This is a genomic window from Paenibacillus sp. RU5M, from assembly GCF_900221055.1.
GTDB classification, from domain to species: domain Bacteria; phylum Bacillota; class Bacilli; order Paenibacillales; family Paenibacillaceae; genus Paenibacillus; species Paenibacillus marchantiae.
Genome location: NZ_OBQM01000015.1, coordinates 1 through 16,327, shown reverse-complemented (window position 1 = coordinate 16,327; position 16,327 = coordinate 1). Strand labels below are relative to the sequence as shown.

Sequence of the window (16,327 nt, the reverse complement as noted above, 5' to 3'; positions counted from 1 at the left end):
CTGGAAGCAAGTTCGATTTGCGATAATTGATTTATTTTACCGTCTCCAATGTATATCGATTGAGTGGAATCTCAAGACCCAGATTACCGCGCAGTGTCTCATGCTCATACTCGGTACGGAACAGGTCGCGCTCTTGTAAAACAGGTACGACCAGATCCACGAAGTCCGCGAGTCCGTTCGGCACAACTGTACGAATATTGAAACCGTCCGCAGCTCCCTCTTCGAACCACTCCTGAATCTGATCAGCGATCTGATCCGGTGTACCGATGAAAGAAGTGCGAGGCGTCGATGCAAGCAATGCCACTTGGCGGAGGGTCAGTCCCTGTTCTCGTGCCTGCTGCTTGATCTTGTCTGTTGTACTGCGGAAGCTATTACTTCCCAAATCACCAATCTCGGGGAAGGGCTCATCCAATGGGAATTGGGCGAAGTCATAATGATCGAAGTATCGGCCCAAATAGTTCAGTGCATGGTCAATATCGACCAACTCCGCGATCTCCTGGTACTTGCGCTCCGCTTCTTCCTCCGTTCTGCCCACAATGGGACCGATGCCAGGGAAGATCAGAATATCTTCTGCCTTACGACCATAAGCCACCGCTCTTGCTTTCACATCCGAATAGAACTCCTGAGCTTCCTCCAACGTCTCATGCCCCGTGTATACAGCATCGGCCGATCGGGCCGCCAGATCCTTGCCGGATTCGGAAGAACCTGCCTGGAAAACGACCGGATGTCCCTGCTCCGAACGCGCCACATTGAGTGGACCCTGAACGGAGAAGTGATCTCCCTTGTGGTTCAGCGTATGCAGTTTGGATGAATCGAAGAAAACACCGTTCTCTTTATCCCCGATAAACGCGTCATCCTCCCATGAATCCCACAGCCCTTTGACCACATTCAGATGTTCTTCTGCAATTTCGTAGCGCAGCGCGTGGTTCGGATGTTCACCTTTGCCAAAATTCAGCGCTGAGCCTTCCAGTGGCGAAGTGACTACATTCCATCCGGCTCGTCCTCCACTAATATGGTCCAGGGAAGCAAATTGTCTTGCCACTGTGAATGGTTCACTATATGAGGTAGACAACGTCGCAACCAGTCCGATGTGTGAGGTTGCTCCCGCAAGAACAGAGAGCAGGGTTAACGGTTCAAAACGATTCAGGAAATGCGGGTTGGATTTCTCGTTAATAAAGAGGCCGTCCGCAATAAAGAGCAGATCGAATTTCCCTTCCTCCGCCTTAATCGCCTGTTTCTTGTAGAAATCCAGATTTACGCTGGCATTGATCGGAATATCCGGGTGTCGCCAAAAAGAGATGCTATTTCCCACTCCATTCAAGTTTGCTCCCAATCTCAATCGTCGTTGTGACATATTAATTCCTCCCTATGTTGTAGTGATGACCATTTAATTCAGTCCAAGTACCTTTTTTTCTCTGAGGATCATTTCATCATTTCTTTATGCTGTTTCCGCCTGCTTCTGCTGCTGCCATGCCCAATCCCGGTTTATTCGCCTCGTTCCTTTCGCTTACCCGGACTGTCCAGGCTGCTCCCAGAAGGACAATGCCCGTTAGGAGAAAAATAAAAGGAATCCCCGTCCATCCGCCCAGAAAACCGCCGAGTAACGGGCCGAGTACAATACCGAATTGATTTGCAGTCTGACTCAGACTGACAGCCCTTCCCCGGAAATCACGGTCAGCATATTTGATGATTAACGCATTCAAGGCCGGATACACGGCAGCAAAGAACAGACCGTAGACAAATCGCAGACTTCCAAAATAAATGAGGTTATACGCCGTCAGTTGCAGTAAACTGCCAATGCCGCCGCCCAGCAGGCCAATAAACAGCGTTTTCTCGTATCCGATTTTCCCACCAATCCGTCCCCAGCGCGGCCCCATTATTACCGTTGCCACGCCGATGGCTGAGAAGACGATTCCTGCACTAAGTGTTGCACTACTCACGTCTCCACCAATCTGGACCACATAAAGCGTCAATACAGGTTCAATAATGAGCACGGAAGTCGAAACAAGCAAAATCAAACCATAGATCCGCATCAATCCCGGAGTGGAGGCAGCTTTTTTTAGATCACCCAGAATACTTGTGCGAACCACAGTACGGGGACCGCGGGCTTCTTTTACCCATATCACCATCACAGCCGAGAGCAGCGTAATGATTCCCGAGGCGATAAAGCATCCTCGCAGCCCGATCCAATGGCTTAGTACTCCACCCACAAGCGGTCCCAGAATTCCTCCGGCAGCCGTGGATGTGGAGATGACGCCAAGCGCATAACCTACATGCTTCTCTGGTGTATTGGTGCCGACCAATGTAATAGATGCAGGATTGAAACCAGCCATGAGTCCTTGAAATATCCGCACAGCGATAAACGTGTAAGGGTCATAAACGAAATAGTTAGCCAGATGAGCAATGGCGAGGCCAACGCCCGAACGAATCAGCATCAGTTTGCTTCCGTATCTGTCAGCTAGCGAGCCCCAGAAAGGAGCACATAGTCCGCTGATCAGAAAGCTGATCGAGATCGAAATGCCGGACCAGACTTCCAATCCGCTCTGAATACCGAGATCATTTTGCAGAAACAGCGGAAAGAACGGAACAGACAAGGTGTAAGCCATATGATTGAAAAATAGGCCAAACCACAGAATATACAGATTTCGCTTCCAATGCGGCATCTTGGTATTCTCCATACTATATAATTCCTATATAAAAAGTAGGTTATTATCCATATTAGGATACCATCACTGGAAAGTATAATAGAAAAGTTCAATAGACCCATTCAAGAATTAAATGAATGGGTCTGTTATATAACTTGAACTAAAGATTTTACACTGAACACTCCGATGACAGAATAACCTTCCAATCGCTGTTATCCCCAGATTTTTTTGATTCCCTTTTCTCAAGGGAAAAATCCGCTGATAAAGGCGAACGCTTCGCTTTTCCAGGTTTTTTCTGTCCTCTCCGTTTCTGTGTAAAAGAATAGTTCAACTTATATAGATGTACAGTAACAATTAGTGCACTTGAACGGACATGAACACATCCACCTCATCTTCACTGTCCAAAACAAACCCAAAACGTTCATACAAACGCCGAGCCGGACTGCCCTGCAATACATTTAAAATAACACGTTTGCCCCGGACCTCATCCCGTTTCAGCAGCATATTCAGCACTTGAGTTCCTATTTGTTGACCCTGATAATCGGGATGAATATAGAAATGCTCAAGTAGCATCTCCTCTGACTTTGGCTTCAACGCTACACACCCCACCAGTGCACCCTCGACCTCAATAATCCACGTGTGGACAGGGTCAAATGAATTATGGAAACGTTCACGAACCTTCACATCGTCGTACCTTCCCAGCCTGTTTAAATCATCATATAGAACCAAAGCTCGCAACTCAGCAAGCTGCTCCTGATCTGCCTGCTTGGATTGACGCATGGTTATTTGGTTCATTGGAAGGGCTCCTTATTTTTCAATTATTTTATTCTTCATCCGAACTATTAATATTGTCTATATAGGAATAGACGGATCATTGGTCTATGGGGGATTTGATACATTTATCTGACCCCAATTATACAGGAAAAAGCAAGCCATTTTTATATTCTAAGAGTTATCCAAAGTAACAAACCTGACTACCTAATGTTGACAATATATACAAACCACTTTAATATACCTAGTATTCTTATCAGCTTTTAATAGTTTCTCGCATTCTACATCGAATGTGTGCATTTCTGTGCGATTATTAATTGAACAGTAGTAGATTAAATGGGAAGAGTGCTTAGAGAAACAGAACAGGAGATTTGCATCATGTATATTGTTAAACGCTTTTTCACCATGCTTTTGACGCTCTGGATCATTGTGACGCTGACTTTTCTAATCATGCACATGATCCCTGGAGACCCTTTTTCCAACGATTCCAAAACGATACCTGAAGCTGTCCTGCAAAATATGCGTGCAAGATACCATCTGGATGAACCGCTTGCTGTCCAGTATGCACTGTATTTGAAAAATTTGCTGGTGCTGGACCTGGGACCCTCCATCCAGTCCAAAACGACCGATGTCAACACATTGATCGCACGAGGGTTTCCACCCTCCGCCCTTCTTGGCATCCAGTCCATTGTCATTGCACTGATTGCAGGCATTGCACTGGGCACGGTTGCCGCCCTGTTCCACAAAAGGCCGCTGGACTACATATCCATGTTCATTGCCATCATCGGGATATCCGTCCCGAGCTTCATTCTTGCACCGCTGCTCATTAAATACGCGGCTGTCCAATGGAGGCTCTTCCCCGTTGCATCCTGGGGAACCTGGCAGCATACGATACTGCCCTCGCTGGCTTTGTCGGTAACACCACTGGCTGTCATCGCTCGCTTCATGCGGACCAGCATGCTGGATGTGCTGCAGCAGGAATACATAAGAACAGCAGAAGCCAAAGGATTATCTACCTGGTCAGTCGTCATCCGGCACGGAATGAGAAACGCACTCATTCCGGTATTATCTTTTATCGGGCCGCTCTTCGCCTCCGTAATCACCGGCACCTTCGTGATTGAGAAGATATTTGCCATTCCGGGAATCGGCAAATATTTTGTGGACAGTATCTTCAACCGTGATTACCCGGTCATCATGGGAACGACGATCTTTTACAGTGTCATTCTGGTCGTAACCCTCTTCCTGATCGACCTGTCGTACCGGATCGTCGATCCGAGAATCAAGCTTTCCAGCAAAGGAGATTAGCATGAAAGCTACAACTACAGACCCCATTACATCGGACCCTCGCTTCACACCGGCAGATCGAAGCCGATTGAGTGTGAACCGCATATCCAGCCCGGGTCTTCCCTTATGGAAGCAACGTACATACAGTATTTTTCGTCATCGATTATCCTTGCTTGGCTTGTTGTTGCTCGTTGTCATTATTGCGCTGGCTCTGGTAGGTCCGTTACTGGTTCCCTACTCGCCAAGCTCACAGTCCCTGCTCAAGACCAATTTGCCACCCTCCGCTGATCACTGGTTTGGCACGGATGATCTCGGACGGGATATGTGGGCCCGTACCTGGTCAGGAGCTCGTATATCCCTGCTGATTGGCTTTACAGCCGCAGCCATAGACCTCGTGCTTGGCGTCCTGATTGGCGGAATCGCCGGTTACTGCGCCGGACAGGGACGGACAGGAGATCGAATCGACAGCCTTTTGATGCGAATCATTGAAATTTTGTACAGTATCCCGTATTTGCTGGTTATCATCCTACTTCTTGTCGTTATGAAACCGGGATTGTTAACGATGATTATTGCCCTGTCCATTACTGGTTGGGTTGGGATGGCCCGCGTCGTCCGAGGTCAGATCCTGCAATTGAAACAACAGGAATACGTGCTTGCAGCGCAGAAGCTCGGCACATCCCATGCCAAGATCATTTTCAGGCACCTGCTGCCCAACGCGGCTGGAATCATTATCGTCAACCTGACCTTCACGATTCCATCGGCTATTTTCTCCGAATCCTTTCTGAGCTTTTTAGGACTCGGTATCCAGTCACCCATCGCTAGCTTGGGGACGATGGCCAACGATTCGCTTGGGGTCATTCTGAGTGGACAATGGTGGAGACTGTTATTTCCCGGTCTAATGATCTCGCTTACCATGTTTGCATTTAACGCTTTCGGTGATGGGCTGCAGGATGCTTTTGATCCGCGCTCCAACCGTTAAGGAGGTTCACACCATGAGTCATTTACTGGAGGTCAATCATTTGAAGGTCTCCTTTGCCACACGTGATAAAGAACTTGAAGCTGTAAGAGATGTTTCTTTTCACGTCGATGAAGGAGAGACACTTGCCATCGTCGGTGAAAGTGGGAGTGGAAAAAGCGTAACCGCCCGTTCCCTGATGGGGATGTCCTCGTCACCAAACGGCCGTATTCGCAGCGGCGAAATCCGCTTTGAGGGGCGGGTTATCAGCGGATTATCCGCTAAAGCCATGCGCCGAATCCGAGGCTCCGAGATCAGCATGGTGTTCCAGGACCCCATGTCTTCTCTGAATCCAACGATGAAGGTCGGTATTCAGATCGGCGAGGGACTTCGCAAGCACCGCAAACTCACGCCCAAAGATGCTCGGGCCAGATCTGTAGAACTGCTAAACCTCGTGGGTATTCCTGATGCACCAAGCCGCTATCATCAATATCCTCATGAATTCAGCGGAGGAATGCGTCAGCGGGTTGCCATTGCGATGGCACTTGCCTGTGATCCCAAGCTGCTGATCGCCGATGAGCCAACGACCGCTCTCGACGTTACTATTCAGGCGCAGATTCTGGATATTCTAAGCAGCCTACAGCAGCAAACGGGCAGTTCAATTTTGCTGATTACCCATGACCTGGGCGTTGTCGCCGAAGTGGCTCACCGCGTTGCCGTCATGTATGCAGGCACCATTGTGGAGACCGGCACGGTGGAGGATATCTTTGATCGGCCACGCCATCCATATACGTGGGGACTGCTCCAGTCCACCCCGCGACTGGATGATACAGAACATGACAGGCTAATTCCTATTGAGGGCTCGCCCCCGGATATTGCTGCGCTCCCGCCTGGCTGTCCGTTCGCAGACCGATGTCCGCACACGATGGATATCTGTTTGACGGAAATGCCTGATGCAACCATATTTTCATCAAAACACAGTGCCAGATGCTGGCTAAACGATCCTCGAGCTCCTCGAGTGGATGACCGTATCCCGGCAGAAAGGAATGAGCATGACCGAATCTATAATTGAAATTCGCAATGTGAAGAAGCATTTTCACGGCCCGTCCAATCTGACCGTCAAATCGGTTGACGGCATCAGCCTGAACATCCGTCGGGGAGAGACACTCGGGCTTGTCGGCGAGAGCGGCAGCGGCAAATCTACACTAGGTCGAACCATCGTGGGGCTGCTGAAAGCTACGGAAGGACAGATTTTGTTTAACGGACAAGATACCGGACAGGCCAAACCGCGTGAGAAGCGGGAGTTGAACCGCCATCTGCAGATGATCTTTCAGGACCCGCACGCTTCGCTTAACCCGCGGCTTCGCATCGGAGATATTATCGCTGAGGGGCTGGATGCTTACAAGCTGGCTCGAGGAAAAGCGCGAAAAGACATCATCGCAGACTTGTTGCTGCGCGTCGGGCTTCACCCGGATCATGCCCACCGCTTCCCCCATGAATTCAGTGGAGGACAGCGCCAGCGCATCGGGATTGCCCGGGCACTTGCCGTCAAGCCACGTTTCATCGTAGCCGATGAACCCATTTCCGCGCTGGATGTGTCCATTCAGGCACAGATCGTCAATTTGCTGAAGGATCTGCAGCGCGAAGAGGAACTGACGTATCTATTTATCGCGCATGATCTGGCTATGGTGAAGCATATCAGCGACCGGATCGGAGTCATGTACCTGGGTAAAATGATGGAACTGTCCGGACGGGACGATCTGTTTGCTAATCCGCTCCACCCCTACACTCAGGCGCTGCTGTCGGCCATTCCCGCCGCACATCCCCGTTTAAAAGGGCAAAGGGATCGTATTCGGCTTCAAGGGAATCCGCCCAGTCCCATTCATCCCCCGGCGGGCTGTCCGTTTCATCAACGATGTTTTGCCGCGATGGATGTTTGCGCAAACCGCATGCCTGCCGGAAGGGAGGTCGAAAAAGGACACTGGGTAGCATGTCATCTTTACGAATAACACGAATTAATCATTAATGGAGGAATGAACAAATGAACAAAACAAAAACGAACTGGACCGTCTCTCTCTTGCTCGCAGCATCCGTTGCCTTGAGCGCATGCTCCAGTTCGACAACTGACAATGGTGCCACTGCTTCAAAACCGGACAATCAGGCAGCAGCGGCAAACGTTGAGCAAGTACTGAACACAAATCTGGCCGGTGGAGAACCATACACACTGGACCCTGCACTGGCATCTGATACAACATCCTACTGGGTGATTGATAATCTATATGAGGGACTGTATACATACGACAAATCAGGCAAAATCGTTGAAGGGGCAGCCAGCAAAGCCGATGTATCTTCGGACGGTAAAACTTACACGTTCACTATCCGCGACGATGCAAAATGGTCGAATAACGAACCTGTAACTGCCAAGGATTTTGAATACTCTTGGAAACGTGTATTGAACCCTGCCACTGCCGCTTACGACCCCTCTTCTCTGTATTACATTAAAGGCGCAGAAGCTTATAACACGGGAAAAGGAAAAGCTGAGGATGTCGGTGTGACCGCTAAAGATGACCATACACTGGTGGTTGAGCTGAAATCTCCGCTGGCCTTCTTCCCAACCATTGTCGTTGGCCATGCTTATCTGCCGGTTCAAGCTTCCGTTGTGGACAACAATGAGAAGTGGGCAGCAGAAGCCGATACGATTGTAGGTAACGGTCCTTACATTGCTAAGGAATGGAAACACAATGAACAAATTACACTGGCCAAAAATGATCAATACTGGGATAAATCCAACATCACGATGGATACCATCCATTTCAAAATGGTTCAGGACTCCAACACGTACTATCAACTGTTCAAAACGGGTGAGCTTGACCTGATCCTCTCCCTACCAGTGGATACGCTTGATCAAGAGCGGAACAATGCGGAGTTCCTATCCCATCCTTCGTTCAGCGTATATACCTACTCCTTCAATGTGGAGGAAAAACCTTTCACGAACAAAAAGATCAGACAGGCCCTAGCTTATGCACTTGATCGTGAAGCGTTGACGACAAGTGTAACCAAGGGCGGTGAAACACCAGCTTTCGGATATGTCCCTTACGGCGTAACAGCACCATCCGGCAAAGATTTCCGGGAAGAGGCGCCAACCCAATATTATGCATACGATCCGGCAAAAGCCAAAGAATTGCTGGCGGAAGGATTGAAGGAAGAAGGCTTATCTGCACTCCCGACAGTTACCTTCAAATACAATACGTCCGACAAACATAAAAAAGTAGCCGAAGCCATTCAGGAAATGCTCAAAACTAATCTGGGTATTGAAGTCAACTTGGAGAATCAGGAATGGAAAACTTACATCGATACCTTTAAGCAAAAGAATTTCCAAGTCGCACGTATGGGCTGGGAAGGAAACTTCCTCGATCCGCTGGGTGTGCTGGAACACTACACATCGAAGAACTCCAACAACTTTACCAACTGGAGCAATCCTGAATACGACAAGCTGATCAGCGAATCCACGTTTGAGCTTGATCCAGTTAAACGGTTTGAAGAGCTGCATCAAGCCGAGGCCATTCTAATGGACGAACTGCCAATTATACCGATCCTCTTCTCTGCCGACACTGCATTGATTAGTCCTAGTATTGAGGGCGTTATCTTTGACACTCGTTCCAACCCGGATCTCCGCTTCACCAAGCGGGTAGCCGAGTAATGTTTATCCGTTACGCTCTGGCCGGTCTGATAACGGCTCTGGCTGCCTATCTGCTGGACTTCTGCGGAATACTAGGCGGCTCCGGTGGCCTACATGAAGGTTCAGACCAGCTGTTTGTCGCCGGTCTGATATGTCTCTTGGCCGGAACAGCAATCCATGTGCTGCAGAGTGGGTTCATGAGCCCCTTTCTGCAAGGATTCGGTGATCTCAAGCGCATGTTTGTCAGAGAATCGAACGCCCTGCAACGGGAAAATGAACGGATTCGCACCCAGACAGCTCTGCCGTTCTGGAAAAAGTCCTTACTCCGCCAGCTCACGGTCTATACCTTGGGCGGCGGTTCAGGTCTGATTCTATGTTCACTGCTGTTGCTCTGGCCCGTATCCTTGTAAATCCTACACAAATAAATCGCTCCCTGGTGCGGCTTGATGCCTGCACTCCAGGGAGCGATTTATTTTTCTACGCCACTATTTCACACGGGAAATCTCTCTCTTCCGCTTAATGATTAAGCGGAACCGTTCGATTCGTCCTCTTCTTCTATACATTTCTGAATAAATTCAAATAATCCCTTAGCCTCAACCGACCGATGTCCCCAATCATGCCAAAAGTACAACACCTGTCCTACCGTTCCCGCACTAGATGGGTCAGTGTCCAGACATAGATAATCCCCACCACCATTTTCCGCAATCGGAATCCATTTGCAGTTCCACAGTACTGGCTTAATGGCATCATCCTCAATCTCGGGCTCCATCTCGTCCGGGTCGAATTCTTCCTGCAAAAAGGCCCAGTTCTCCTTCACTTGATCCAGAGGTGACAATGTCAGGTTACGAACAAAGGAATCTACGCCAACATTCCAGGCTTGTCCGTTATGCACACGATACAGAGCCTTCATCTCTTCAGGCAATATCACACCAAGTTCGTTTTCTACGGATCGAAAATCTTCATCGCTCGCACCAGGCTGAAGATTTAGTGCTACCTCAAAATCTGCATTTGCTACCGTCCCTTTTGCAATAATACGTTGCCACAGCAGCTCTACTTGCTTGATCATTCTACATCCTCCTTTTTATATGCTTTATAGTCGTCTCATCCGATGATACAGAAAGTCTATACTTCACGCTTCTCCCCATCTTCCAACAGTACGATAACAGGAATGAAAAATACAAGGGAGCTTATGCCCATCTTGCTAAACAGCCTTGTTCACCAAAGAAAAAAAGCACTGCCCAACGGAATCCCTCCGTCTTGGACAATGCTTAACATATTAGTGCTTTGAAAGTAGAGCTTCCTTCTCGATTCCGAATTACATCTCTTTCAGAATACCTTTAACCAATCCGATGAAGGTTGTTTTTACTTTTGCCGCGACTTCAATTACTTCATCATGACTTAACGGCTGGTCCAGAATTCCGCAAGCCATATTGGTAAGACAGGAAATGCCCAGTACTTTCATCCCGCCATGGATGGCTACAATCGCTTCAGGTACCGTCGACATACCCACAGCATCCGCACCCATCGTACGAATCATGCGAATCTCTGCTGGAGTTTCATACGCCGGACCACTCCACCATGCATATACCCCTTGCTGCAAACCAACATTCTGCTCCTCCGCTACCTTCAGGGCGATACTGCGGAGTTCGCGATTATATACCTGTGATACGTCAGGGAAGCGTACACCCAGCTCGGCATTATTCGGCCCCATCAGCGGATTATTGCCTACCAGATTGATATGATCCGTAATCAACATAAGCTGTCCAGGTTCGAAGCTGGTATTGATGGCTCCACAAGCATTGGTGATGATCAACTGCTCGACACCCAGTGCTTTCATAATCCGGACAGGGAACGTGACTTCATCCAGCGTAAACCCTTCATAATAATGAAGGCGTCCTTTCATCGCTACGACAGTCTTGCCCATCAGCTCTCCGATGACCAATTCGTTGGCATGACCAATCGCCTCGGATTGAGCAAAATAAGGAATGTCCGTATATGGAATGACGGTAGCATTCTCGATCTCGTCCGCGAGCGCTCCCAGCCCTGATCCCAGAATCATGCCCACGACAGGTTTATCATTAATACGGTTTAATATGTAATCTCTGGCTTCCTGAATATGTGCGGATTGATGCATAAATATATTCCCCCTGAACATCTGAGTTTGGATTAAGTAATTACTATAAACCAAGTGTAATGAACAATCGTGGACATGTAAATGGGAGCCAGATAAAGAGATTTTGGTTTTCGGATCATAGGAAAAACTCCCCCACCTTCTGACTCAACCAACATTCAGTCCATTCATGCTTCAAATGTACACAAAAAACCGATCCTCTGTCGAGAATCGGCCCCATTATTAAATACGGATAAGGTATTCCGAGTGACATGTAATGATAAGCTGGCTTACTGCTGCTCCAGCGAATGCTGATTTTTGCTTTTCATGAAATCCATTCCCATGCTCAGCAGCAGCATCAGTGAAGCAAACATCACGGATTTACCAATAGTTCTTTCTGGAAAGATCATATAGGCAGCTACAAAATTGCCTGCGAAGACAAACAAGTAATTGCGGATGCGATCCATCTTCTCATCTCATTTCGGAATCAAATTTAGAATTCACTGTAATCTGCTGCTTTACTTTATCACATTTTTCCATAATAATCCATCACACTACTTATCTCTCTCGCTCAATCCCCTCATAGACAGCCTCGTAAAGTTCCGTTGTGAACCTGCCTGACATGCCCTCCAGAGCTGTATTCGTAAACGCGACAACGCTCAGTTCTTCCGCCGGATCAACAAACCACGAGTGACCATAGGTTCCTCCCATACGCCACGTTCCAGCAGACTCCGGTGTACCTGCTTCTACCTGATCTTTCAGCAATGTGAATCCCAGGCCAAATCCTCTGCCCGGCCAATAAGGCATGTCCAGATCGCCAATCTGATTAGTCGTCATTTCGGTGACCAGCGCTTTAGGAAGCAGCGAACCTCCACCTTGACGCAGCGTTTCGAGCAATACTAGAAAGTCTCCCACACTTCCTACCATGCCCGCACCACCCGAGAGATAGGCCGATGGATCAAGGTATCTTTCTGGTGCAAGTTGGAAGCCTGCCGTTCCTTCAATAAAAGGAACCTGGTCCTCATCACGCAAGCGACGAGGTTGCCCAGAAATGTCGGAACTGTCCGCATAGGCAGCCGTCATTCTCTCCGAGTCCACAGCGACAAAATCCGTATCCTTCATGCCCAGCGGATGAGTTACGAGCAGTTGTACTGCCTCTCGCAGTGTCAGCCCGGTCACTTTCTCAATAACTGCACCGAGTACATCAGTTGCAATCGAATATCTCCACATCTTCCCGGGCTCATACAGCAGTGGAGTAGAAGCAATCCTCTGCAAATTCTCTTCCAGCGTAATGCCAGCGATATCCATTCCATCTGATACTCCGGCAAGTTCGTACGTTCCTCCGTTTTCCTGAAAAAAACGATACGTTAAACCCGCCGTATGTGTCATCAGATGATGAACCGTCATGGAGGCAACTTCCCCATTTGGCTGTTTGGGACGGAATTCAGGCAGCCATTTCATAACCGGGTCATCCAGCTTTAATTTACCTTGGGATATCAATACCATGGCGGCGGTGGATACAATCGGTTTGGTTACAGAAGCATACCTGAACAGTGCATTTTCTTGCATGCGTCTGTTCTGTTCTCGATCGGCGAGGCCATCCGCGCTGTTATAGACCACTTCCCCTTTCCACGCAATCTGAACAACGGAACCCACAATTCTTTTTTCTGCCAACGTACGGTGAATCACTTCTTCTACAAATGCAGGATTAAACTTCATATTTCTGTCTCCCATTTCTCTCTTCCCCTCCATGTGCCACGTGCTTGATTATTTAAAGTAAGTGTGCTTATTATATAAATGATCTCATTCATATTACATAAGACAACCAAGTTATCTGCTTTAATCTACAATGAATATAAAGGCATTCACAAAATATTTCCTATAATTTAAAAGGAGGCCATCTTATGGACCAAATCGATACTAATATCCTCTTTCATTTGCAAAACCAGGCAAGGATATCCATGACGGAACTGGGCAAGCTGGTCGGTTTGTCTCAACCCGCCGTTACGGAACGCGTGAAGCGCTTGGAAGAAAGCGGCGTAATCGAAGAGTACCGTACTATCATTTCCCCGCAGAAAATAGGGAGATCGAGTACTTCCTATCTTCTTTTTCGCACACGGGATTGTCATGCCTTTCTTGATTTTTGCCGCTCGTCACCCGAAGTGGTCGAATGCCACCGCGTCAGTGGAGAACATAATTACCTGTTGAAAATCATGACGGATTCGATTGCTGGTCTTGAAGCATTTGGAGACCGATGCGATCAATACGGTACCTACACCACCCTCATCGCGATGTCCTCACCTATTGCAACCAAAAATCTCATCGAAGGAACGAATCCGGTGTAAATGTTTCATCGATCATAGTTCAATAACCTATCTTGGGAAACCATGTTTACTGGCGGACCAGGCGACGAGTAAGGCCATAACGATCAACAGGATCAGGGAAATGGGCAGGAAACGAGCGCCTGTCTGGTCCAGCAGGATAGCTCCAACAATCCCTCCCCCTCCGATCCCCAGGTTCCATGCTGTCACCAGCATGGATTGGGCAACATCGGCACTTTGGCCTCCGGCCTGCGCAATTGCAGTCTGTAATAACGTAGCCGCTCCGCCAAATGTAAGCCCCCAAGCGACTACTCCCAGAATGATCATTATCGGTTGATGGATAAAGATCCCCATTGCCAGCGATGCCAGCGCAAATAGAACAAGGCTAACCAGAATCAATAATCTCATGTAACGGTCAATCAACAGTCCAATAATCCATATACCGATTACCGAAGTCACTCCAAAGATCATCAGAACCAGGTCCACCCTTTCGGACAGCATCGTCTCGCCCAGATAAGGTGAGATATACGTGTACAGAATGTTATGGGCCAGTACCCAGGTCAGAACAACAAACAATATGGGGCGAACCCCCGGTATAACAAAGATCCGATGAAGCGCAAGCTGCTGACGTGCAGGCTCCCCCTCATAGTCAGGTACTTTCCAGAGCACCCACAATACAAGTACTAGCGTCAATAATGAGACTGTTTCAAAAATAAGACGCCATCCTGCGTAATTGCCCAAAAAGGTTCCCAAGGGAACGCCCAATGCAAGGGCGAGCGGTGTTCCCACCATGGCGACAGCCATCGCTTTTCCCTTTAGCGAGTCTGAAACCATCCGGCGTGCGTAACCTGCAGTCATCCCCCACAACACTCCAGCAGATACACCCGCCATGAAGCGTGCAGCAAGGGTCAAACCATATACCGAGGATACGGCCGTAATCGTGTTGAAAATCAGAAAACCGAAGATGCATGATAGCAGCAGCGGCCTGCGTCTCCATCCACGAGTTGATGTCGTCAGGGGAATTGCCGCCAGAAGAGATCCCACCGCATACAAAGTGACGAGCTGTCCAGCCAAACCTTCCCCGATCTCCAGATCTTGTGCTATTTGCGGCAGCAGCCCCGCCGGCAGGCTTTCTGTAAGAATGCATATAAATCCAGCCATGGCCAAAGCGAGCAGAGCTGACCAGGGGAGGCGTTCTTTTGCGATTGTGTTCGCGTTCACAAAAACTCTCCTTTTTCCTTTATTTTTTGTATAGTCCAGAAGCATCTGGCCTACAGAATAAGCTTATAAAATCAGACCAACATTTGGCATACTTAATCAACGGCAGATCGAGCGTTTTAGGAGGATAATCCGTTTTATTTCGGTGTTTCACTTTGAATTTTATTGTAAACGCTATTAAACAGTTATCATCGCGTACTGGATTATTAAAGAGGATGGGAGAACATCGAAGGTTATTGAAAGCGTTCCTGTACGACTCTTGCCGGAATCCTTACGAGAAACGGCAGATGGCGGTCTGGCCCAGACCCCGACAGGAAGGGAAATTACTAGGGATTTGCAGCATAAATAAAAAAACAGGCATGTCGTTTACATGAAGGGAGAAGGCCCTCAAGGTAAATGCATGCCTGTTTATGTTTATGATTTCTCATTTTAATGTATAGCCCCCGAGATAAGTTTCCATCAGTTCATTAGAGAGCTGAATAGCTTCGGAACGATTCGTTGCAGGCATCGAGAGCATAAGCCCATCTTCGGCGCTCCAGCTTTTACTGTTCTGCTCTTCGTTCGAATCCTCCTCGGAAATGGCGATGGTGAGTTTGCTGAATGCACGATCAACAAATAGTGTTCCGTATAGGAAGATATCCGTTTTCCCATTTTCAAAAATGATGTACTCCATCGATCCGTATCCTTTATGAAAACGAATTTTGAGCATCTTTTGATCTTCGGGTACAGGGAAAGGCTCACCTTCAATATCAATGGTTCCTTTGAATATGTAATCACCCGAGGTCGTTAGATAACGCTTGCCATCCATCTTGATATGAACCGTTTGCTCTGGTTCCCTGTTGTCTTTTCCACCCAGCCGATATTTTACACCCACACCATCAAGATGGATCGTTCTGGGCAGTAACAGAAGAACCACACTGATCACAATCATCAATACCCAGATGGCAAGCACGATCGAAATGATTTTTTTCTTCATGGCCCATCTCCTCAATTTATCGGTCTACAACTTTTGAAGATATACTGTCTCTTCCTGATCTTCATACCCTTGAATATGGACAGGGATGGGAAAGTCTTCATTTTCTCCCCTCTTATCAAAGATGGCCAGGAATTAATTACAAATTATAACATATAAACTACTCGCATAACGGTTTAAAGCAATCCGCTTAATTTCATTTCGGCACTGAATCAGGCCTATGCTTACAGATGCCTTAAAACGCACGGCTGAAATTGGCACACAATTTTGCATACAACAAAAACCAGCTAATGTTTGTCAAGCATTTCTGGTTGGATGAGTTCTCTTTTCGTGGTATACTTTTTCCGACCAACACGAATAACCTCCACGGC

General features: G+C 48.0%; 16 protein-coding genes. 7 read left to right on the top strand and 9 right to left on the bottom strand.

Annotated elements, in window-relative coordinates; genetic code table 11:
- Positions 1-31: 31 nt before the first annotated feature.
- The 3 genes from CRO25_RS28955 to CRO25_RS28945 all read right to left on the bottom strand — a co-directional run bounded on the left by CRO25_RS28955 (position 32) and on the right by CRO25_RS28945 (position 3,440).
- Positions 32-1,354: an LLM class flavin-dependent oxidoreductase gene (locus CRO25_RS28955; protein WP_079697334.1), complete on the bottom strand. Its 1,323-nt coding sequence runs from the start codon at positions 1,352-1,354 to the stop codon at positions 32-34.
- A 76-nt stretch (positions 1,355-1,430) separates the two neighbouring features.
- Positions 1,431-2,678, bottom strand: a complete 1,248-nt coding sequence (locus CRO25_RS28950; protein WP_063565303.1) for an MFS transporter — start codon at positions 2,676-2,678, stop codon at positions 1,431-1,433.
- 321 nt (positions 2,679-2,999) lie between these two features.
- Positions 3,000-3,440, bottom strand: a complete 441-nt coding sequence (locus CRO25_RS28945) for a GNAT family N-acetyltransferase (RefSeq protein WP_079697333.1) — start codon at positions 3,438-3,440, stop codon at positions 3,000-3,002.
- 354 nt (positions 3,441-3,794) lie between these two features.
- Between CRO25_RS28945 and CRO25_RS28940 the strand changes: the two genes are divergently transcribed.
- From CRO25_RS28940 to CRO25_RS28915, 6 genes are read left to right on the top strand one after another with little or no spacing between them, the layout of a single operon-like run.
- Positions 3,795-4,721 (top strand): ABC transporter permease, encoded by a 927-nt coding sequence (locus tag CRO25_RS28940; protein ID WP_063565301.1) that lies wholly within the window; start codon positions 3,795-3,797, stop codon positions 4,719-4,721.
- 1 nt (position 4,722) lies between these two features.
- Complete coding sequence (locus CRO25_RS28935; RefSeq protein WP_079697332.1) at positions 4,723-5,679, top strand: ABC transporter permease; 957 nt, start codon at positions 4,723-4,725, stop codon at positions 5,677-5,679.
- Positions 5,680-5,692: 13 nt separating this feature from the next.
- A complete protein-coding gene (locus CRO25_RS28930; protein ID WP_079697331.1) occupies positions 5,693-6,727 on the top strand; it encodes an ABC transporter ATP-binding protein in 1,035 nt (344 codons plus the stop codon).
- Entirely contained in the window at positions 6,708-7,664 is a 957-nt protein-coding gene (locus CRO25_RS28925) for an ABC transporter ATP-binding protein (RefSeq protein WP_079697330.1), read from the top strand. The genes CRO25_RS28930 and CRO25_RS28925 overlap by 20 nt, the downstream gene beginning before the upstream one ends.
- Positions 7,665-7,696: 32 nt before the next feature.
- On the top strand, positions 7,697-9,355 hold the full coding sequence (locus CRO25_RS28920; protein ID WP_079697329.1) for a peptide ABC transporter substrate-binding protein: 1,659 nt from the start codon (positions 7,697-7,699) through the stop codon (positions 9,353-9,355).
- Positions 9,355-9,744 carry a DUF3899 domain-containing protein gene (locus CRO25_RS28915; RefSeq protein ID WP_079697328.1) on the top strand — a complete coding sequence of 130 codons (390 nt, stop codon included), beginning with the start codon at positions 9,355-9,357 and terminating at the stop codon, positions 9,742-9,744. Before CRO25_RS28920 ends, CRO25_RS28915 begins: the two co-directional genes overlap by 1 nt.
- 113 nt (positions 9,745-9,857) lie before the next feature.
- Here the strand turns inward: CRO25_RS28915 and CRO25_RS28910 are convergent, their stop codons facing one another.
- From CRO25_RS28910 to CRO25_RS28900, 4 genes are all read right to left on the bottom strand, one after another.
- Complete coding sequence (locus CRO25_RS28910; protein WP_079697327.1) at positions 9,858-10,400, bottom strand: SMI1/KNR4 family protein; 543 nt, start codon at positions 10,398-10,400, stop codon at positions 9,858-9,860.
- A gap of 249 nt (positions 10,401-10,649) precedes the next feature.
- On the bottom strand, positions 10,650-11,468 hold the full coding sequence (locus CRO25_RS28905; RefSeq protein ID WP_079697326.1) for a purine-nucleoside phosphorylase: 819 nt from the start codon (positions 11,466-11,468) through the stop codon (positions 10,650-10,652).
- 266 nt (positions 11,469-11,734) lie between these two features.
- Positions 11,735-11,911, bottom strand: coding sequence for a hypothetical protein (locus CRO25_RS33610; protein WP_175480621.1), 177 nt, complete (start codon positions 11,909-11,911; stop codon positions 11,735-11,737).
- Positions 11,912-12,002: 91 nt separating this feature from the next.
- Positions 12,003-13,163 (bottom strand): serine hydrolase, encoded by a 1,161-nt coding sequence (locus tag CRO25_RS28900; protein ID WP_254790166.1) that lies wholly within the window; start codon positions 13,161-13,163, stop codon positions 12,003-12,005.
- Between the two features lie 185 nt (positions 13,164-13,348).
- On the opposite strand from CRO25_RS28900, the gene CRO25_RS28895 reads away from it, so the two are divergent.
- The gene (locus CRO25_RS28895) at positions 13,349-13,789 is read left to right on the top strand and encodes an Lrp/AsnC family transcriptional regulator (protein ID WP_079697324.1); all 441 of its coding nucleotides are present in this window, start codon (positions 13,349-13,351) and stop codon (positions 13,787-13,789) included.
- A 27-nt stretch (positions 13,790-13,816) separates the two neighbouring features.
- Here the strand turns inward: CRO25_RS28895 and CRO25_RS28890 are convergent, their stop codons facing one another.
- Together CRO25_RS28890 and CRO25_RS28885 are read right to left on the bottom strand one after the other, a co-directional pair.
- The gene (locus tag CRO25_RS28890; RefSeq protein ID WP_090997079.1) at positions 13,817-14,926 is read right to left on the bottom strand and encodes an MFS transporter; all 1,110 of its coding nucleotides are present in this window, start codon (positions 14,924-14,926) and stop codon (positions 13,817-13,819) included.
- Between the two features lie 481 nt (positions 14,927-15,407).
- Complete coding sequence (locus tag CRO25_RS28885; RefSeq protein WP_079697322.1) at positions 15,408-15,959, bottom strand: hypothetical protein; 552 nt, start codon at positions 15,957-15,959, stop codon at positions 15,408-15,410.
- Between the last annotated feature and the right edge of the window lie 368 nt (positions 15,960-16,327).